This is a genomic window from Nocardiopsis alba DSM 43377 (genome assembly GCF_000341225.1).
Lineage (GTDB): Bacteria > Actinomycetota > Actinomycetes > Streptosporangiales > Streptosporangiaceae > Nocardiopsis > Nocardiopsis alba.
Map to the genome: position 1 here is coordinate 249,296 of NZ_ANAC01000005.1, position 17,927 is coordinate 267,222.

The following is a 17,927-nucleotide window of genomic DNA, read 5'->3' on the forward strand; positions in this document are numbered from 1 at the left end:
CCATCGTTCCGGGTCTCCAAACCCCCCGTCCCCTGAGGTGGACCATGTTCACGAAGACTCCCCGAAAGCCGCTGGGCCTCTTGGCCGTGGCGGCCTCGCTCACGCTGGTGGCGACAGCCTGCGCGGAGAGCGACCGCGACTCCGCCGGAGGCGACGACCGGCCTTTCGTATTCGCCGCCACGGGTGACATCACCGCACTCGACCCCTTCCTCGCCAGCGACGGCGAGACCTTCCGCTACAGTCGGCAGGTTTTCGACACCCTTCTCGAACACGAATCCGGTGGCACCGAGATCGTCGGCGGACTGGCCGAGGAATGGGAACAGTCCGAGGACGGAACGGTCTGGACCTTCAAACTCCACGACGGGGTGAAGTTCCACGACGGGGACGACCTCGACGCTGAGGCGGTCTGCGCCAACTTCGACCGTTGGCACAACCTGAGCGGCGGATATCAGAGCTCCAACAACTCCTATTACTGGCAGAAGATCTTCGGCGGATTCGCGGAGAACGAGGACGACTCGCTCCCCGAATCGCGCTACGTCTCCTGTGAGGCCCAGGACGAGCTCACCGCCGTCATCGAGGTCACCGAGTACTCCTCGCTCTACCCCGGTGGTTTCAGCCTCGCCGCCTTCGGCATCATGAGCCCCACCACCCTGGAGAACATCGCCGACGCCGAGATCAGCGGCGACGAGGGCAACTTCACCCTGCCCGAGTACACCCAGGTCGCGGGCACCGTCGCCGGTACCGGCCCCTTCACCGTCGAGGACTGGGACCAGGACCAGTCCGAGATCACCCTCAAGCGTTTCGACGACTACTGGGGCGACCCGGCGGGCTTCGAGACGATGCTCCTGCGCACCATCCCGGACGAGAACGCCCGTCGCCAGGCTCTGGAGGCCGGTGACATCCACGGCTACGACCTGGTGGCCCCGGCCGACGTCGGCCCGCTCCAGGAGGCCGGCTTCGAGGTGCCCACCCGAGGCGTCTTCAACGTCCTCTACCTGGCCTACCAGCAGGACGACGAGGCGCTCGCCGACCTCGAGGTCCGTGAGGCCCTCTCCCACGCGGTGAACCGCCAGCGCATCGTCGACACCATCCTCCCCGAGGGCGGCGAGGTCGCCTCGCAGTTCCACCCGGACACCCTCGACGGCTGGTCCCCGGACGTGCGCGAGATCGAGTACGACCCGGAGCTGGCCCGAGAGAAGCTCGCCGACGCCGGCTACGAGGACCTCGAGGTCGAGTTCTGCTACCCGACCGAGGTCACCCGCCCGTACATGCCCGCGCCCAAGGACATCTTCGACGTCATCACCGAGGACCTCCAGGAGGCCGGTGTGACGGTGAACGCCAGCAGCTACGAGTGGGCCGAGTACATCAACCAGACCGACAGCGGCAACTGCCCGCTCTACCTGCTCGGCTGGACCGGCGACTACAACGACGCCTACAACTTCATCGGCACCTGGTTCTCCACCCCCAACAGCGCCTGGGGCCTGGACGAGCCGGAGCTGTTCGACCTGATGGCCGAGGTGAGCACCAACCCGGACGAGGAGGAGCGCATCGCCGGCTACCAGGAGCTCAACGAGATGGTGATGGACGTCCTGCCGGGGCTGCCCATCTCCAGCTCCCCGCCCTCGATCGTCTTCTCCTCGGAGGTCCAGCCCCCGAACGTGAGCCCGCTCACACAGGAGATGTTCGCCGAGGCCTCCTGGAAGTAGACACCCGCCTCCCCGATCCGAGGTGAGGTCATCTCCCGGGCCCGACCGCGTTCGGACGAACCGGTCGGGCCCGGCCCCACGAGGGTCACGACCCTCACGGCCCACGGGTCCCCGTGACCCGTGCCCCTCCCGCGGCGGTGTCCTCGTCGCCTCACCCCCGGGGGACGACCCCTCCCTCCATGCCCGACCCGTCGCGAACCGGCGGGGGACGCCTCGGCGTCCGTTCTCATCACCACTGGCGAAAGGCGGCGAAGGTGCTGCGATTCATCGTCAGGCGACTCCTACAGCTGATCCCGACATTGGGCGGCCTGTCGATCCTGCTGTTCGTCTGGCTCCAAAGACTGCCGGGCGGCCCGGAGTACGCCCTTCTTCCCGACGACGCGACGGCCGAACAGCGCGAGGCGCTGCGCCGTTCACTGGGCCTGGACCAACCGTTCACGGTGCAGTACCTGTCCTTCCTGCGCAGGATCGCGCAGGGCGACCTGGGAACCTCCCTCCAGACCGGACGACCGGTCCTGGACGAGTTCTTCCTCCGGTTCCCGGCCACGTTCGAGCTGGCCGTGAGCGCCATGATCATCGCCGTCACGATCGGCCTGCCGCTGGGCTATCTGGCGGCCCGCCGACGCGGCACCGCGCTGGACTTCGCGGCCGTGGGCGGATCCCTGCTCGGCATCTGCACGCCGGTCTTCTTCCTGGCGTTCATCCTCAAGGTGATCTTCGCCGAGCGCCTGGGCATGTTCCCCTCGGCCTTCCGCCTCTCCCCGGGGCTGAGCCGCACCGACATCACCGGGTTCGTCGTCCTGGACGGCCTCATGACCCGGGAGTGGGACGTGGTCTGGGACGCGCTCGCCCACCTGGTGCTGCCCGGACTGGCCCTGGCCTCCATCCCGCTCGCGGTCATCACCCGTATGACCAGGGCCAGCGTCCTGGAGGTCATGGGCGAGGACTACGTGCGCACCGCCGACGCCAAGGGGCTGCGCCGTAACACCGTGCGCACCCGCCACGTACTGCGCAACGCGCTGCTGCCGGTGGTCACCGCCGTGGGTCTGCTGGCGGGCAGCCTCTTCGCGGGAGCGGTCCTGACCGAGAGCGTCTTCGCCTTCCCGGGCATCGGCTCGTTCGTCTACGCGGCCACCCAGGAACGCGACTATCCGGTCCTGACCGGCTTCATCCTGCTCATCGCCACCATGTACGTGTTCATCAACCTCCTGGTCGACATCTCGTACAGCCTCCTCGATCCGAGAGTGCGGGCCCAGTGATGCCAACGACACCGAGCTCCCAGAACCCCTCCGAGAGCCCCGAGACCCGGGGCGGCGGAGAGGACACCGTGCCCCGAGAGTCCACCGAGGACCGGGTCCCGCTCCACCGGCGCAAGGCGGCCAAGGTCGACCGGCTCGCCGAACTCATGGGCGAACGCTCCGACGACGGCCACGGCGCCGGGGTGTGGCGCGAGGCCTTCCGGCGCATGAGCCGCAGCCCCATGGCCATCAGCGGCGCGGTCATCGTCGCCGTGTTCCTCCTGGTCGCGCTGTTCTCGCCGCTCATCGCCCCCTACAGCCCCACCTCACAGGCCTGGGGCGGCGAGGTCTTCCCCAACCGCAACGAGTTCGTCGGCCCCCGCGCCGAGAACTGGCTGGGCCTGGACCACCTGGGCCGGGACATGTTCTCCCGCATGGTGATCGGCGCCCGCCAGACCCTCATGGTCGGCGTGGTCGCCACCCTCGTCGGGTTCCTGTTCGGCGCCCTGCTCGGCGGCACCGCCGGGGCCTGCTCGGTCCTCGGCGGCCGTTGGGGACGCCAGGTGGACAACGTCATCATGCGCGTCATCGACATGATGCTGGCCCTGCCCACCCTGCTGCTCGCCGTCACCGTCGCCGCGCTCGTCGGCCCCAGCCTCACCACCGTCATGCTGGCGGTGGGTATCGCCCAGGTGCCGATCTTCGCCCGCCTGCTGCGCGGCGCGATGATCTCCCAGGGCAACCGCGAGTACGTGCTGGCCGCCCGGGCCCTGGGCGTGCGCGGACACAAGATCGCGATCTCCCACATCCTGCCCAACTCGATGGGGCCGGTGATCGTGCAGTCCACGCTCACCCTGGCGACCGCCATCATCGACGCGGCCGCCCTGTCCTACCTGGGGTTGGGCAACCCGGACGCCTCCTTCCCCGAATGGGGCACGATGCTCTCCGAAGCCCAGAGGTTCCTGTCCACGGCACCCTCTCTGGCCGTCTACCCGGCCCTGGGCATCATCATCACCGCGCTCGGCTTCACCCTCATGGGCGAGTCGCTGCGTGAGGCGCTCGACCCGAAGCTGAGGAATTGACTTTCTCCCCCCTCCTGAGGGAGGGGGGATTCCGACCGTCCCTGCCGGGACGATCCCGGCTCAGCCGGACTGCCTCACAACAGTGGTTTCCTGCTTCGTCGCCGACAGCGGAAGGGAAGACCCTTGCCGACTCACACCAGCTCCACAGGCGTCACCCGCATCGCGGGCTGCGACTCGACCAGCCGCAAGGAGGTTCTTCGCCGCGTTCACATCCCGATCGTGTCGGGTGCGGCAGGCCGGGCACGTCCACGCCCGGGTGTTCAACGCGAGCTTCTTGAGCAGGTACCCGCATTCGGAGCAGGTTTTACTGCTGGGGAACCACCGGTCGATGACAACGAGGATTCGTCCCGCACGTTCGGCTTTGTACTCCAGCTGTCGGCGGAACTCACCGAGTGCGGCGTCCAGCACCGACCGGTTCAGCCCGGCCTTTTGCCGGACCTGCTCGCCTGGTTCGTCAGTGGTGCCCTTCGCCGAGGCGGTCATACCACGCACATTGAGGTCTTCGATGACGATCACGTCGTGCTCGTCTACCAAGCGGGTGGAAGTCCTGTGCAGGAAATCCCGGCGTGCGTCGCGGATCTTCCTGTGCGCGGTAGCGACCTTCTTCTTCGCCTTGCGGTGGTTGGCGGAGCCGCGCTGCTTACGGGCCACCATCCGCTGATAGCGGGCCAGGTTCTTCGCCTTACGCTCCAAGTGTCGCGGGTTGGCGATCTTCTCCCCGGTGGACAGTGTCGCGAAGTCCTTCACTCCGAGGTCGACGCCGACCTCACCGCCGGTCTCCGGTCGGGCTTCAGGGTCGTCGGTCTCCACCGCGAACGTCACGTAGAACCGGCCATCGGGCTCACGGGAGACGATCACCATGGTCGGGTTCAAAGAGGCGAGGTCGACGTCGTCGAACGACCACGCCACACGAAGTGGCGTCTTGTGCTTGGCGAGGAACAGCTCGCCGTTCTTGTTGCGGAACGCGCTGCGGGTGTAGTGCGCCGACTGGCGGCCGTTGCGGTTCTTGAACCGAGGGTACCTGGCATGTCCGGAGAAGAAGTTAGTGAACGCGGTGTGCTGGTGGCGGAGCGTCTGCTGCAACGGTACAGAGGACACCTCGGCCAAGAACGCCAGGTTTTCTCCGCGCTTCCACTCGGTCAGTGCTTGGTCGGTCTGCTTGTAGGAGGTCTTCTCTCCGCGTTGGTCGTAGGCGGCGTGCCGTTCGGCCAACGTCTTGTTCCACACCAGGCGCACGCATCCGAACGTGCGGCCCAGCTGAGCCGCTTGTTCGGAGTCCGGGTAGGCCCGGACCTTGTACGCCGTCCGCATGCTCCAAGTTTTACACCAAGGGAAGGTCATGAGTAAGCAAATTGGGACAGGTGCAGGTGCGCTTCCCGGGTTTCTCCTCGGTTCGAAGGCCGGGGCATCCTCTGAGAGGACCTGGTGACCATGAGTTCCAGCACGCCGCTGTTGGCGGTGGACGAGCTGTCCGTGGTGTTCCGCGGACGCGGGTCCGGTGAGGTACGGGCCGTGGACGGGGTCTCCTTCACCCTGGAGGAGGGCCGGGTCACGGGTCTGGTCGGCGAGTCCGGTTGCGGTAAGAGCGTCACCTCCCTGGCCCTGATGGGGTTGCTCCCGGACCGGGGGGTCGAGGTCGGCGGCAGCGCCGTCATGCGGCTGCCCGACGGCTCCGAGGACCTGCTGAAGGCCTCACGCCGAAGGATGCGCGACCTGCGCGGCTCCCAACTGGCGATGATCTTCCAGGACCCGCTCAGCTCGCTCAACCCGGTGATCCCCATCGGACGCCAGGTCACCGAGATCCTCCAACGTCACCGGGGGATGCGCGGAGCGGCCGCGCGCAAGGAGGCGGCCGACCTGCTGCACCGGGTGGGGATCCCCGACCCCACCCGACGCCTGAGCGAATACCCGCACCAGCTCTCGGGCGGTATGCGCCAGCGCGCGCTCATCGCGATGGGGGTGGCCTGCCGGCCCCGCGTGATGATCGCCGACGAGCCCACCACCGCCCTGGACGTCACCATCCAGGCCCAGATCCTCGAGCTGCTCAAGGACCTGGTCACCGAGGAGGGCACCGCCCTGCTGATGATCACCCACGACCTGGGCGTGGTGGCCGGCATGTGCGACGACATCAACGTCCTGTACGCGGGGCGGGCGGTGGAGACCGCTCAACGGCGTCCCCTGTTCGCCGCCCCCACCCACCCCTACACAGTGGGGCTGCTCGGATCCATCCCGCGGTTGGACTCCCCGCGCGGCGAACCGCTGACCCCCGTACGCGGCTCGGTCAACGACAACATCGCGTGGACGGACGGATGCGCGTTCGCCCCCCGCTGCGACCACTACACGATGGAGTGCCTCCAGGGGCCGCCCCCGCTCGTCCGCCTGGAGAACGGCGACGAGGCGGAGCACGTCCACCGCTGCGTGAACCCCATCGAACACGCCGAGGTGGTGGACCGGACGGTCCTGGACGGCCCGGCCGTGGTCGGTGACGACGAGGAGGAGCGGCGATGAGCCTGCTACAGATCAAGGACCTCAAGGTCCATTTCCCGATCAGGCGCGGGGTGCTCTTCGACCGCACCGTCGGGCACGTCCAGGCGGTCGACGGGGTCTCGCTGGAGATCGAACGGGGCAGCACGTACGGCCTGGTGGGGGAGTCGGGGTGCGGTAAGACCACCCTGGGCCGGGCGGTCCTGCGCCTGAACGAGATCACCGAGGGCGAGGTCTGGTTCGACGGCCGCGACCTGGCGGGGCTGCCCGCCGAGGAGATGCGCCGCGAGCGTGCCAACCTCCAGATGGTCTTCCAGGATCCACTGGGCAGCCTCGACCCGCGCCAGAACATCGGGTCGATCCTCATGGAGGGGCTCCAGACCCACGGGATCGGCGGCCCATCGAAGGAGGACGTGCCCGAGGGCATCGGGGCCAAGGAGCTCCGGCGCCTGGTCGAGGAGGACCGTCGGGCCCGTGTCGTGGAGGCCCTGGAGAAGGTCGGGCTGTCGGCCAAGGCGCTCAAACGCTATCCGCACGAGTTCTCGGGTGGTCAGCGTCAGCGCATCGGTATCGCCCGAGCGCTGGTCCTGCGCCCCGACCTCATCATCTGCGACGAGCCGGTCTCGGCGCTGGACGTGTCGATCCAGGCGCAGGTGCTCAACCTTCTGGAGGAGCTCCAGGACGAACTGGGCCTGACCTACCTGGTGATCGCGCACGACCTCGCGGTGGTGCGGCACGTCAGCGACGTCGTCGGCGTCATGTACCTGGGCTCCCTCGTGGAGGAGGCCACCAGTGACGAGCTGTACGCGGCCCCCGCGCACCCCTACACCAGGTCGCTGATGTCGGCGGTGCCGGTTCCGGACCCGACGGTGGAGGACACCCGCGAGCGCATCCTGCTCGCCGGCGACCTCCCCTCGCCCGCGAACCCGCCGTCCGGCTGCCGCTTCCACACGCGCTGCCCTTGGCGCCAGGAGGAGCGCTGCGACACCGAACGCCCCGAACTGCGTCCGCTCCACGGTGAGCAGGGCAGCGGTACCCACCGCGTGGCCTGCCACTACGCGGAGCGGATCCTGTCGGGGGAGATCCGCCCCAGCGCGGAACGCGCCGAACGGATCGTGCACGGCACGGGCTGAACGGCCACGGGGGCGCGGGTGCCGGTGGGCGGCACTCGCGCCCACCATCGGTTTCTCCGGGGATATGACGGTTGTCATCGTGGAGGTGGGGAGGAACGCACGGCGTCGTCGATGACAGCGGCGACTGGCCCGGGGCGGCGCCTCTCCACCACCCTGGGAGCATGACGTCCTCCGACACCCTCACCGCGCCACCATCGCCCCCTTCGGGCTCTCCCCGGAGCCGGGGCGAGAGCCCGGCCGCGCCCGGACGGATCTGGCTGCTCGCCCTGGTCGTGGGTGTGATCGCCGCGGTCCTCGCCCACCTGTTCGCCCCGGCCCGGGCCACCCCGGCCACCGGGATCGAGGGTGACGAGACGCTGGCCGCCGACGTCGAACGGATTCTCGGCGATCGGATCGTCGAGGTGCAGGGGCTGTCCGTGGCCCGCTTCGACCTCGACGACCCCGAAGCGGTCGAATGGGCCTCCGGCGGCACCGCCGACGGATCCACCCCGGTCGGGCCCGACACCCCCTTCGAGACGGGGTCGGTGATGAAGGTGATCACCGGGATGCTGCTGGCCGAGATGGTCGAGCGGGGCGACACCTCCCTGGACCGCACCCTCGCCGAGATCTTCCCCGACATCGACTTCGACGACCCCGAGGTCGCCTCCATCACCCTCGAGGAGATGGCCACCCACCACTCCGGGCTGGGAGCCGTCCCCACCGGGGACGAGAACACCGTGCTCCTCGACTCCCTGCTCCTGATCGGCCCCTACGAGAGCGCCACCCCGCCGGTGGAGGGGCTGGTCCACAGCACGGCCGGTTCCAAGGAGCACTACCTCTACTCCAACCACGCCTTCGCGGTCCTGGGCCACGCCCTGGCCGCGGAGGCCGACAGCACCTACCCCGAACTGGTGCGCGAACGGATTCTCGACCCGCTGGGCATGGACGACACCGAGGTATCCGCCGAGCGTCCCGAGGGCGGGGTCCTGCCCTACTTCGAACCGGGTGTGCGGGTGGCCCCCTGGACCGCCGTCGACTACGCCCCGGCGGGTGTCGCCACCTGGAGTACCGTCTCCGACCTGGTCACCCTGGCCGCGGCCGTCGACGACGGCACCGCCCCGGGAGCCTCGTCGGTCGAGGTTCTGCGGGAGGCGGTGACCACGGCCGGGGAGGTCTCCGAGGAGGAGCCGGCCGGAGGCGGGGACGAGGAGACGGTCATGTCCCTCGGGATGGCCTGGCATCACCTGCGGTTCCCCGATGGCCGTGAGGTCACCTTCCACAACGGCAAGGTCTACGGCTCCTCCACGACGGTGATGTTCGACGACGAACGCGCCGTGGTCCTCATGGGCAACTCCTACACGCTCCAGGAGACCGGACTGGCCCTGGGCCTGCTCGAGGGAGAGTCGGGAGAGCCCCTGACCGAACCCTCGACCGCCGTACCGTTCGTCCTCGGCATGACCGTGTTCCTCCTGGTCGTCCCGCCGGTCCTGCTGCTCGCCCTGATGATCGGCCGCCGTACCCTCATCACCCGGCGTCCCCTGGACCGGATGCGGATCGTCTCGTTGAGCCTGGGCAACCTGGCCTGGATGGTCTACCTCCAGCGCGGCGGGGTCTGGACCGATCTGCCCTCGGTGGCGTTCCCGCTCGCCTTCGGCGCGGTGGCCGCGGCCATCACCGTCGGGGTCTGGCACTGGCGCCGGGTCCCGGTGGAGGCGGGCCGGTTCCGGTGGCTGCACGTCACGGTGTTCGTGCTCTCGACACTGTTCTCGCTGACCCTGCTCGGCACGATGGCCTACGCCCTGGCCGTCGCCTACGTCTGACGATCGTTCCCCGGCCGTGGACGGGTCGGGGAACGACACGTGACATCGGGCATCGTCGAAGACGTGACACCGGCATGACGTCCGTGACTGGTGGGGAGGGGCACGCCTCGGAAGGATCGAGGCATGTCCTTCCCCGCATCGCCCCCGGTACCGGCCGATACCCCGCCGACCTCCGCGCCCCGGCGGCGCCCCCGTGCCCCCGCCGCCCCCCGACGTGTGCTGCTCATCGCCCTGGCGGCGGGGGTGGCCGTCGCCCTTCTGACACTTCTGCTCCTGCCTCTCCTGCCCCATCGTTCCGCGACCGGCGCCTCGGTCGAGGGGGATCCGGGGCTCGCGGCGGACGTCGAGGCCGCCCTCGATCCCGCCCAGGTCCAAGGGCTGGCCGTGGCCCGCTTCGACAACGACGATCCCGACGCGGCGGAGTGGGTCTTCGCGGGGACCGCCGACGGGTCGACCCCGGTCGGCCCCGACACCCCCTTCGAGACCGCGTCCGTGGTCAAGGTCCTCACCGGGATGCTGCTGGCCGACATGGTCGAACGGGGCGAGACGTCCCCGGACCGGACCCTGGCCGAGGTCTTCCCCGACATGGACTTCGCCGACCCCGAGGTCGCCTCGATCACCCTGGAGGAGCTGGCGACCCACCACGCGGGCCTGGTCACCGAGACCGAGACGGGGGCGGGTTCTCTCCTGGCCGTGGTGCAGGCCGACATGTACCGGTGGGCCCGGGACCCGCTGGAGTTCGTCGCCGGTACGACCTCGTTCGGGCGGGGCTCCTACCAGTACAGCAACGCCGGATACGCGGTGCTCGGCGAGGCGCTGGCCACCGAGGCGGGGATCGACCGGGCGGATCTGCTCCGGGAGCGGATCCTGGAACCGCTGGGCATGGACTCCACCGTCGCCCTCGCCGACGGGGTCCCCGAGGGCGGCGCGGGACCGCACGGCGAGGCGGGCGCCCGTATCCAGGACTGGCGCAACACCGACTACGCCGCCGCCGGGATCGCGGTGTGGTCCACCCCCGAGGATCTGACCCGGCTCATGGCCGCCGTCGCTCGCGAGGAGGCGCCCGGTCTCGCCTCCCTCGAGCCGGTCCGTGAGCGGGTCGACCCCGCCCTGCCCGGCGCGGCCCCCGAGGGCCTCGACATGGGGCTGGGCTGGCACCTTCTGGAGGTGCCCGACGTCGGAGAGGTGTCCTGGCACAGCGGAGGCACCCTGGGCAGCCGCTCCATGATCGCCACCGACGGCGAACGCTCCGTCGTGATCATGGCCAACAGCTTCGGGGTGGAGGCCCCGGCGCTCGGCTTCGCGCTGCTGGGCGAGGACCCGGAACCCGTTCCCTCGGTCCGGACGGCGCCCGTGCAGCTCGTGCTCACGGTGTCCTTGTCCCTGCTCGCCCCCACCCTGCTGTTCGCCTTGGCCCTGCGTCGCCGCACCCTGATCACGCAGCGGCCCCTGGACCGGATGCGGATCGTCTCGCTGGGGCTGGGCTCCCTGGCCTGGCTCCTGTACATCCTGCGCAACGGCGCCTGGAGCGTGGTACCTCCGGCGGTGTGGGCCGCGGGGGTCGCCTTGGCCGTCGCCGGACTCGCGCTGGGCGTGTGGCAGTGGCGTCGGGTCCCGGTGGAGGCCGGCCGGTTCCGATGGCTGCACGTGACGGTCTTCGTGTTCTCGACGCTGTTCTCGCTGACCCTGGCCGGCCTCTCCGGCTGGTCGCTCCTGACCACCTGGTGACCGGAGCCGTCGGGCTCAGGAGCGTTCGGCGTGCCAGAGCGCGAGGGCGGTGCGGTCGCGCAGGTCGAGTTTGCGCAGGATGTTCGTGACGTGGTTGCGGACCGTGCCCTCGGACAGGTGCAGCGTTCGGGCGATCTCCCGATTGGTGGAGCCCCCGCCGACGAGACGGGCCACGTCCGTCTCCCGTTCGGTGAGCCCGTGGCGGGCCGGAGGCGAAAGAGCGGCCTCCGGCCCCGCCGACGGGGCGGACGGGGACGGCGCCAGGGTGGCGATCAGCCGTTCGGCGGCGTGCCCGAAGAGCACGCTCTCCCCACGGGCTGCGCGCCGGACGGATTCAGCGACCTCCTCCGGCTCGGCGTCCTTGAGCAGGTAGCCCCGGGCGCCGGCGCCCAGACAGGCCAGAAGGTGTTCGTCCTCGGCCAGTCCGGTCAGGACCACGACGGACGTCCCCGGGTACTCGACGGCCAGCCGCCGGACCAGCTCGGTGCCGTCCATCCGGGGCATGTGCACGTCCACCAGGGCCACGTCGGGGAGACCCTCGGGCGCGGTGTCGGCGAGCAGTTCCAGGGCCTGCACACCGTCGGCGGCCTCGCCGACCACCTCGATGTCGCCCTCCGCCGCCAACAGCCGGGCCAGGCCGCGCCGCACGATCCGATGGTCGTCCACCAACAGGACCCGTACCCGCTCGCTCATCGCGCCGCCTCCGTCCGTCGTTCGTGTGCCGCGGTCGGGATCCGGGCCCGCAGCCGGAACCCGCCCTCCTCGCCCGGGCCGACCTCCAGTGTCCCCTCCAAGGCGCAGATCCGTTCACGCAGGGCGGTCAGCCCGAACCCGGGAACCCGGTCGCCGGGGCCCCGACCGTCGTCCGAGACGGTGATGTCGAGCTCTTCGGGAAGGGCGCGCACCAGGACCTCGGCCCGGTCGGCGTCGGAGTGGCGCAGCACGTTGGTCAGGGCCTCCTGCACACACCGGAAGGCGATCAGGTCGGCCTCCCCGTCCGTCCCCTCGGGCCAGACGCCGGTGGTGGTGAAGGAGGTCGCCACACCCAGCCGACCGAACGACTCGGTGAGCGAGCGCAGCGCCTCGGGGCCCGAACGTTCGGTGAGGGAGAGCGGTTTGAGCGCCCGGACCCAGCGGCGGGTGTCGGCCAGCGCCTCCTTGGTGAGCCCACGTGCCTGCGAGACGTCGGTGCGCAGCTCCTCGCGCAGCTCGTGGGGGACCTGATCGGGCAGTTCCGCCAGGGCCCGTTCGGCGTTGGCCAGGCACAGATGGACGGCGCTGAGGTGGTGTCCGGTGCTGTCGTGCATCTCGCGGGCCATACGGGCGCGCTCGTCGTCGATGGCGCGTTCCCGATCCCGAGCGGCGTGCCGGCGCAGCAGTTCGTGCGCGTGTTCCAGTTCGGAGAGGAGTTCGCGGGTGCGACGCGCCCGCTCGGCGGAGCGCACGAGCAGCACGACCGCGGCGACCGCGCAGAGGCCGTAACCCATCATGATGGCGCCGTTGACCAGCGCGTACCCGTTGGGCAGGGCGGGGTGGGACAGTCCGAACAGGGCGTTGACCGCGCCCACGAGCGCGGCCTGGAACAGTCCTCCGCGCACCCCGAAGGCACAGGCCGCCATGGCCACGGAGATCGCCACGAGCGCGTTGCCGCCGAAGCCCATGATCGGAAAGACCGGGATCGCCAGGACGAGGAAGAACGCGGTGGCGGCCCGGCGCCGGGCGGGGGCCTCGGGGCTCCACCCCGTGAACGGCCACAGAAGGCACAGGGGTACCACGCAGAGCATCATGCCCACGTAGAACGCGTCGGGGTAGGGCAGGCCCGGTGGGACCACCACCCCGATGAAGAGGGAGTCCAACACGCGGACCAGGGCGGAGAGGAACACCGTGACGACGAACGCCACGTGCGCCACCGGGTGGGGGCGAGGGCCCCGAGGGTCGAGCCCGGGCCCGGTGAGCCGTCGGAGGAGGGCAGCCATACCGTCCACTCTCCCAAATCCGACGGAACGCGCGTCCCACCCATGACGGAGGTCCCATGACATCCGTGACCTACCCCTCGTTCCCGTTCGGCGGGAGAATGGGCGACGGACCCCGGCCCCGGGTAGGAAGGGGGTATGGGACATTCTCGCGAGACACCCCACATCCCCTCCGCCGGCCTGTTCCTCTACGACGAGGACTGCGGGTTCTGCCGGCGTTCGGTGGACTTCGCCCGTGAGCGGGTGCGCACCCGCACCGCGTTCGCGGCCTGGCAGGACGTCGACCTCTCGGCCTTCGGGCTCACCCCCGAACAGGCGGACGAGCAGGCCTGGCTGATCCGGAGCGACGGAGACCCGGTCGCCGGGGGAGACGCGATCGCCGGCGTGCTGGCGCACGGTCGGTTCCCCTACCGGACGTTGGGCCGTCTCCTCGCGCTGCCCGGGGTCCGCGTGGTCACCCGCCTCGCCTATCGGGCGGTGGCCGCCAACCGGTACCGCCTGCCCGGCGGCACCGCCGCCTGCGCCCTGCCTCCCAGAGGCGCCTGAACACGGAAGGGGACCGCGTGATCGCGAGCCTCCCGCTCCGGGCCGCCGAAGAGACCATCCCCCTCGGCCCGCTCGTCCTGTTGACGCTGACCACGGCGGGCGGAGCGCTCCTGCTGCTCGTGATGGGGGTCATGGGGGCACGCCGGAGGATCCGGCCCAACGATTTCTTCGGGATCCGGACCGCCTACACCAGGTCGAGCGAGGACGCCTGGTACGCGGTCCACGAGGCCTCCGCGCGCTGGACGGTCGTGGCGGGTCTGCTCTTCCTGCCCGCCGCGATCCTGCCCCCACTGATCCCCGACCCGAGAGGTCAGATCGCCGCCGTCCTGGTGCCGATGGGCGTGGGCGTCGTCCTGCTGTTGGTGGGCTCCTGGCGGGGACACCGCGTCGCCCGGCGGCGTCGGCCCTGAGGGGTCAGACGGAGGCGTGGGCGCGCAGGGAACGGCACACGTCGAGCAGCCGTTCCCGCAGCACCGCGCCTCGCTCGGCGAAGTCGCGCTGGTACTCCATGTAGGCGGCCTTGCCCTCGGCGGTCTCGATCCGCACCGGCTCGTATCCCCACGCGAGAAGGTCGTAGGGGGAGGCCCGCATGTCCAGCGCGCGGATCTCCCGGGACAGGTCGAAACAGTCCATGACCAGCTCGGAGGGGACCGCCGGGGCGAGCTTGTACGCCCACTTGTACAGGTCCATGTTGGCGTGCAGACAGCCCGGCTGGTCCAGATCGGCCTGGGCCTCCCTGGTGGGTCGGAGCGTGTTGAGGGGGCGCGCCGGTTCGGTGAAGAACCGGAAGGCGTCGAAGTGCGAGCACCGGATCCGGTGCGACTCCACCACCCGGTCGGTGCCCTCGTGCCCCAACCGCAGCGGCACCTGGCCGTGCCTCACCTCGGAGGTGCGGTAGACCATCGCCCACTCGTGCAACCCGAAACAGCCCAGGTGCGCCGGGCGGGAGGCCACCGACGACAGCAGCCGTTCCACGAAGTCCAGGATCGGACGGGCCGCCAGGAAGGCGGGCACGTCCAGCCCCACACCGCCGTCGGCGCCGCGCGGTTCGGTGTAGAAGCGCTCCGAGAGCCGATCCCGGGCGGCCTCGCCGGCCAGGAGCGTGCCCGCACCCGGATGCCACTGGCGCAGCCGGGCGGGCTTGAGGTTGTAGTAGGTGAACAGGAAGTCCTCGACCGGATGGCGCTCGCCCGCGCTCCGGCGTCGCAGATGCTCGGAGGTGGCCGCGTCCACGCGCGCGGCGTGGCGTTCGGCGCGTTCCCGCCAGTCCGCCTCGGCCAGCACGGTCGTGGCGGTGGCGTTCTCGGTCGGCACGGTCTCCGTCCCGGTGGTCGCGGTCGTCGTTCCCATCACGGCCCCAGGGTACGCGCGGTCGCCGGAGCCGCGGCCGTGCGTCTAGGCTTCCGAGAGTGCTGATCCCCACCGATGACCAGATCCGGGCCCTCCACGAGAAGTACGCCCCCACCGCCGAGGCCTTCGAGCGCGTGTACACGCACTGCCGTGCGGTGTGCGCGGTGGCCGAACGGCTCCTGGACCGCCCCGACCCGGGGGTCGACGTCGCCCTGGTCCGGGCCGGCTGCCTGTTGCACGACATCGGCGTCTACCGGCTGATCGACGCCTCCGGGAACATCGACTCCTCCCGCTACGTCGCCCACGGGGTGCTCGGCCACGAACTCCTGGCCGGCGAAGGGCTGCCCGAGACCCTGTGCCGGTTCTGCTCGCACCACACGGGTGTCGGGGTCACCAGTGGCGACGTCCGCGAACAGGGGCTCCCCGTCCCGGTCGCCGACTATCTCGCCGAGACCGCCGAGGAGGAGCTGGTCATGTACGCCGACAAGTTCCACAGCAAGACCGACCCGCCGACCTTCCTCACCGTCGACACCTACGCGGCCAAGGTCCGCCGGTTCGGCGCCGACAAGGAGGTCCGCTTCAAGGAGATGGTGGAACGCCACGGGGAGCCCGAGCTGGACCCGATCGCCCGCCTCTTCGGCCACGAGGTGATCTGACCGGCGCTCAGTTGGACTGCTGGACCGGCAGATGCCGGCCCAGATAGCCGACGTAGACCCGGTTGGTGGTGTCCGGCCCCAGGTCGGGATAGAAGTACAGCCTGGGGCAGATCCCGTACTCGATGTCCAGCTTGATGTGCGCGTACATCGGGACCCGACCGGTCGGATCCACCTCGGTCGGCACCCGGAAGAGACGTTTCTCGTTGAGCTTGCCCCGATTGCGCACGTGGTCCGACTCCTGCGAGGCCAACCGCTTGACCGGGATCACCCGATAGCCGTCGGGCTGATCGCGCAGGTAGGAGTGGAAGCCCAGACCGCTCCCCGGGTTGTCGAACTGGTAGCGGGCGTAGTCGTTCAGGGCGGTCAGGGCCTCCCAGGCCCGGGTCACCCACAGACTCTCCTTACGGCTGTCGGCCAGCTCGTACACCGTGTGGTCCTCGATGGTGAAGAACAGGTGCGGCAGCGCCGTGTCGTCGGTGATCCGCTCCAACAACTCGGGCACGCCCGTGGGCGGTCGCCGCTCGGGGTCGCGCGGCGCGGGCGAGGCCGCCAACCGGAACAGCCCCTCCTCCCGGATCCGCTCGCGCAGCCACCGCGCCTCGTAGCGGGCCAGCCGCGCGTTCTCGCGTTCGGTGTCCAGCTCCTCGGTCAGGTCGGCGGTCTCGGCGAGCAGATGGTGGTGCTCCTCCGCCAGCTCGGCGAGCCGCGCGTTGAGTCTGCGGACCTCCTCGCGCAGTCTTCGCGCCTGTCTCTCCCGGGCCACCGCCTCGGCCTGCTCCGGCACCGGCGGAGACTCCGTATCCGGCCCCTGGAGTCGGACGGGGGAAGGGGCGGGCGGAAGCGAGGCACGGGATCGACGCAGATCGTCGGTCTCCTCGCTCAACAGGGCGTCGATCGCCCGGAGCGGCCCCGGAAGCCGTTGGGCCAGGGCGCTGTCGCGCACGCCTCGGGCCAGGGTCGCCCCCACCCAGTTGCGGACCCGGGGCCCCTGCCGGGCGGTGTCCAGCGTGGCCGGACCCATCCGAGGGTGGCGTGAGGCGTCCTCCTCGTCGTCGGGGTCCACCCCCGGCAGGAAGGTGCGCATCCCGCCGTCCGGGATGTCCAGCCCTGGAGGGAGCAGCCGCTCCATCCGTTCCAGGGCGGCCGCGTCCAGCACGTATCCGGCGCACATGCCGGTACATCGGGCCAGAGCCCCGGCCATGGAGTCGCGCCAGTCGGCGACGGTCACGTCCGGGGGAGCCCCGGTCGCCACGATCGCCGCCCGCCGAAGGGGATCGAGCACGGAGGCGTGCAGCGCGGCCACGTCGGCCTCGTCACGACCGCGCACGATGCGCGGCACGGACGGCATCGGGCACGCGCCGTCGTGGGCGTCGACCGCGTCCAACAGCATGCGCGCCGCCTCGGGAGGCATCACGTCCAACCGGGAGATCTCCGAGGGCGTGCCGGGGTCCGGGTCGACCGTCATGTCCAGCCACAGGTGCCGTTTCGGGGACAGGGCCGGGTCGACCACCACGGTGATCAGGGTGCGCCACAGCCCGTCGGGTTTCTCGGATTCGGTGGTCAGACGCAGGAAGGTGAGGCCTTCGTCGGCATTGTCGTGCCGTACCACCAGAGCGCGGGAACGGTTGCTGAGATCGTGCCGCCCCGAGACGTCGAAACCCACGCGCACACCGGAACTACCGCGCTTGCTCAACCACCGTGAGAGGACGGAGGAGGTGACGGCGACCAGGTCTCCGTCGTCCCCCGGGACGGTGACGAGCGTGCGGTGGACCAGCGGCAATGGGCACTCCCGGGTTTCCCGTCGACTGCGGTGGACCCGAGGGTCCGACCGAACACCTCGACGGGACCCTCACCCACCACTGTCCACCAAGGATCGCCCGGACGCCAGCGGTTGACCGAAGATCATCGCCCGACGCTCACATCTTCGCCTCCAGGACGTAGCGTCCCTCGACCCAGGGGACGTCCAGGTCGTCGACGTGCACCCGCCACTCCGCGTCGGGCAGGGCCTCGCGGAGCCGGGTGAGGGCGGCCAGGTAGTGGCGGACCTGCGCCATCAGCGTCTCGAACCCCGCGTGTGGCGAGGAGAGTCTGCTCGACCCGGCGAACAGCTCGCGAGGGCGCTCACCGATCGAGTACGGGGCCAGGGGTTCGAAGATCTCCCCGGGGTCGACGAGGTCCTCGGCGACCTCACCGCTCTCCCGCCACTCCGCGAGCCTGTGGCGGGGCTCCTCC

16 protein-coding genes are annotated in these 17,927 nt (G+C 70.3%); 10 read left to right on the forward strand and 6 right to left on the reverse strand.

The annotated features are described in order from the left end of the window. Positions 1-44: 44 nt before the first annotated feature. The 3 genes from D451_RS0104785 (at position 45) to D451_RS0104795 (ending at position 4,026) form a co-directional block, all read left to right on the forward strand. Complete coding sequence (locus D451_RS0104785) at positions 45-1,706, forward strand: ABC transporter substrate-binding protein (RefSeq protein ID WP_014910343.1); 1,662 nt, start codon at positions 45-47, stop codon at positions 1,704-1,706. 254 nt (positions 1,707-1,960) lie between these two features. Continuing rightward, positions 1,961-2,965 (forward strand): ABC transporter permease, encoded by a 1,005-nt coding sequence (locus D451_RS0104790; protein ID WP_014910880.1) that lies wholly within the window; start codon positions 1,961-1,963, stop codon positions 2,963-2,965. After that, positions 2,965-4,026: an ABC transporter permease gene (locus tag D451_RS0104795; protein WP_026124832.1), complete on the forward strand. Its 1,062-nt coding sequence runs from the start codon at positions 2,965-2,967 to the stop codon at positions 4,024-4,026. Before D451_RS0104790 ends, D451_RS0104795 begins: the two co-directional genes overlap by 1 nt. A 60-nt stretch (positions 4,027-4,086) precedes the next feature. On the opposite strand, the gene D451_RS0104800 is transcribed toward D451_RS0104795, so the two are convergent. Beyond that, a complete protein-coding gene (locus D451_RS0104800) occupies positions 4,087-5,337 on the reverse strand; it encodes an RNA-guided endonuclease InsQ/TnpB family protein (RefSeq protein ID WP_017533601.1) in 1,251 nt (416 codons plus the stop codon). Between the two features lie 120 nt (positions 5,338-5,457). On the opposite strand from D451_RS0104800, the gene D451_RS0104805 reads away from it, so the two are divergent. The 4 genes from D451_RS0104805 to D451_RS0104820 all read left to right on the forward strand — a co-directional run bounded on the left by D451_RS0104805 (position 5,458) and on the right by D451_RS0104820 (position 11,170). Next, the gene (locus D451_RS0104805; RefSeq protein WP_026124833.1) at positions 5,458-6,534 is read left to right on the forward strand and encodes an ABC transporter ATP-binding protein; all 1,077 of its coding nucleotides are present in this window, start codon (positions 5,458-5,460) and stop codon (positions 6,532-6,534) included. Next, positions 6,531-7,643 (forward strand): ABC transporter ATP-binding protein, encoded by a 1,113-nt coding sequence (locus D451_RS0104810; RefSeq protein WP_026124834.1) that lies wholly within the window; start codon positions 6,531-6,533, stop codon positions 7,641-7,643. Before D451_RS0104805 ends, D451_RS0104810 begins: the two co-directional genes overlap by 4 nt. Before the next feature lie 161 nt (positions 7,644-7,804). Further along, positions 7,805-9,442: a serine hydrolase domain-containing protein gene (locus D451_RS0104815; RefSeq protein ID WP_026124835.1), complete on the forward strand. Its 1,638-nt coding sequence runs from the start codon at positions 7,805-7,807 to the stop codon at positions 9,440-9,442. A 123-nt stretch (positions 9,443-9,565) separates the two neighbouring features. Further along, a complete protein-coding gene (locus tag D451_RS0104820) occupies positions 9,566-11,170 on the forward strand; it encodes a serine hydrolase domain-containing protein (protein ID WP_017533603.1) in 1,605 nt (534 codons plus the stop codon). Between the two features lie 15 nt (positions 11,171-11,185). Here the strand turns inward: D451_RS0104820 and D451_RS0104825 are convergent, their stop codons facing one another. Beyond that, the gene (locus tag D451_RS0104825) at positions 11,186-11,863 is read right to left on the reverse strand and encodes a response regulator (RefSeq protein WP_017533604.1); all 678 of its coding nucleotides are present in this window, start codon (positions 11,861-11,863) and stop codon (positions 11,186-11,188) included. After that, a complete protein-coding gene (locus D451_RS0104830; RefSeq protein ID WP_017533605.1) occupies positions 11,860-13,146 on the reverse strand; it encodes a sensor histidine kinase in 1,287 nt (428 codons plus the stop codon). The genes D451_RS0104825 and D451_RS0104830 overlap by 4 nt, the downstream gene beginning before the upstream one ends. Before the next feature lie 135 nt (positions 13,147-13,281). Between D451_RS0104830 and D451_RS0104835 the strand changes: the two genes are divergently transcribed. Continuing rightward, on the forward strand, positions 13,282-13,689 hold the full coding sequence (locus D451_RS0104835) for a thiol-disulfide oxidoreductase DCC family protein (protein WP_014912584.1): 408 nt from the start codon (positions 13,282-13,284) through the stop codon (positions 13,687-13,689). Between the two features lie 17 nt (positions 13,690-13,706). Beyond that, positions 13,707-14,099, forward strand: a complete 393-nt coding sequence (locus tag D451_RS0104840; RefSeq protein ID WP_017533606.1) for an SdpI family protein — start codon at positions 13,707-13,709, stop codon at positions 14,097-14,099. A gap of 4 nt (positions 14,100-14,103) precedes the next feature. Here D451_RS0104840 and D451_RS0104845 read toward each other — a convergent pair whose 3' ends face one another. Beyond that, the gene (locus tag D451_RS0104845) at positions 14,104-15,039 is read right to left on the reverse strand and encodes a 3-methyladenine DNA glycosylase (RefSeq protein WP_394296795.1); all 936 of its coding nucleotides are present in this window, start codon (positions 15,037-15,039) and stop codon (positions 14,104-14,106) included. A gap of 59 nt (positions 15,040-15,098) precedes the next feature. Here D451_RS0104845 and D451_RS0104850 point away from each other — a divergent pair, with 59 nt between their 5' ends. After that, positions 15,099-15,695, forward strand: a complete 597-nt coding sequence (locus tag D451_RS0104850; RefSeq protein ID WP_017533608.1) for an HD domain-containing protein — start codon at positions 15,099-15,101, stop codon at positions 15,693-15,695. A 7-nt stretch (positions 15,696-15,702) separates the two neighbouring features. Here the strand turns inward: D451_RS0104850 and D451_RS0104855 are convergent, their stop codons facing one another. Both D451_RS0104855 and D451_RS28160 read right to left on the reverse strand, forming a co-directional pair. Next, a complete protein-coding gene (locus D451_RS0104855; RefSeq protein ID WP_017533609.1) occupies positions 15,703-17,475 on the reverse strand; it encodes a hypothetical protein in 1,773 nt (590 codons plus the stop codon). Positions 17,476-17,611: 136 nt separating this feature from the next. Further along, positions 17,612-17,927 (reverse strand): hypothetical protein (locus tag D451_RS28160; protein ID WP_017533610.1); only part of this gene is annotated, 316 nt, incomplete at its 5' end.

Bases quoted from the DNA above. Each gene is read 5' to 3' on its own strand.
- D451_RS0104815 (WP_026124835.1), top strand. From the start codon at position 7,805: ATGACGTCCTCCGACACCCTCACCGCGCCACCATCGCCCCCTTCGGGC.
- D451_RS0104805 (WP_026124833.1), top strand. From the start codon at position 5,458: ATGAGTTCCAGCACGCCGCTGTTGGCGGTGGACGAGCTGTCCGTGGTG.
- D451_RS0104795 (WP_026124832.1), top strand. From the start codon at position 2,965: ATGCCAACGACACCGAGCTCCCAGAACCCCTCCGAGAGCCCCGAGACC.
- D451_RS0104810 (WP_026124834.1), top strand. From the start codon at position 6,531: ATGAGCCTGCTACAGATCAAGGACCTCAAGGTCCATTTCCCGATCAGG.
- D451_RS0104800 (WP_017533601.1), bottom strand. From the start codon at position 5,337: ATGCGGACGGCGTACAAGGTCCGGGCCTACCCGGACTCCGAACAAGCG.
- D451_RS0104825 (WP_017533604.1), bottom strand. From the start codon at position 11,863: ATGAGCGAGCGGGTACGGGTCCTGTTGGTGGACGACCATCGGATCGTG.
- D451_RS0104785 (WP_014910343.1), top strand. From the start codon at position 45: ATGTTCACGAAGACTCCCCGAAAGCCGCTGGGCCTCTTGGCCGTGGCG.
- D451_RS0104830 (WP_017533605.1), bottom strand. From the start codon at position 13,146: ATGGCTGCCCTCCTCCGACGGCTCACCGGGCCCGGGCTCGACCCTCGG.
- D451_RS0104845 (WP_394296795.1), bottom strand. From the start codon at position 15,039: ATGGGAACGACGACCGCGACCACCGGGACGGAGACCGTGCCGACCGAG.
- D451_RS0104820 (WP_017533603.1), top strand. From the start codon at position 9,566: ATGTCCTTCCCCGCATCGCCCCCGGTACCGGCCGATACCCCGCCGACC.
- D451_RS0104835 (WP_014912584.1), top strand. From the start codon at position 13,282: ATGGGACATTCTCGCGAGACACCCCACATCCCCTCCGCCGGCCTGTTC.